Annotated in this window: 1 protein-coding gene; it reads left to right on the top strand. The window is 68.3% G+C overall.

Features of this window, described 5'->3' with window-relative positions; translation table 11 throughout:
• Positions 1-523 (top strand): DUF222 domain-containing protein (locus B1790_RS20875; protein WP_233165239.1); only part of this gene is annotated, 523 nt, incomplete at both ends.

Genomic DNA, 523 nt, shown 5'->3' with positions numbered 1-523 from the left:
ACACCACCTACCGGATCACGTTGTCGAAGGTGGAGGCGGCCAAGTTGGATGCCGCGCTGGATTCGCATCGTGATGCGTTGGTGGCGGAGTGGAAGCGTGACCACACCGACAGCGGCACCGACGTCGACACCGATGACGAGGTGTACGGCGGTGCCCGGCACGGGGAGAATCCCGAGGGCCCCTCGGTGCAGGTACCGCCGTTCCCCACCGCTGCCGATGCGTTCATGAGCGTGGTGGAGGCCGGGTGGGACAGTGACGTGGCGCGGCGCCCGCATGGGCAGCACACCACCGTGGTCGTGCATCTGGACGTCGAAAACCGGAACGCCGCGCTGCATTTGGGGTCGTTTCTGTCCGAGGAGGACCGCCGGTATCTGATGTGTGAGGCGGATTGTGAGATCTGGTTGGAACGCCACGGCCAGGTCATCGGGTCCGGGCGGGCGACCCGCCAGATCTGCCGCCGCCTGCGCCGAGCGCTGGAGCACCGGGACCGGTGCTGTGTGGTCCCCGGGTGCGGGGCGACCCG

The sequence above is a fragment of the Mycobacterium sp. AT1 genome (assembly GCF_002043095.1).
GTDB lineage: Bacteria > Actinomycetota > Actinomycetes > Mycobacteriales > Mycobacteriaceae > Mycobacterium.
The sequence above is the reverse complement of the archived record's forward strand: the minus strand, read 5'-3'. Positions and strand labels throughout refer to the sequence as shown.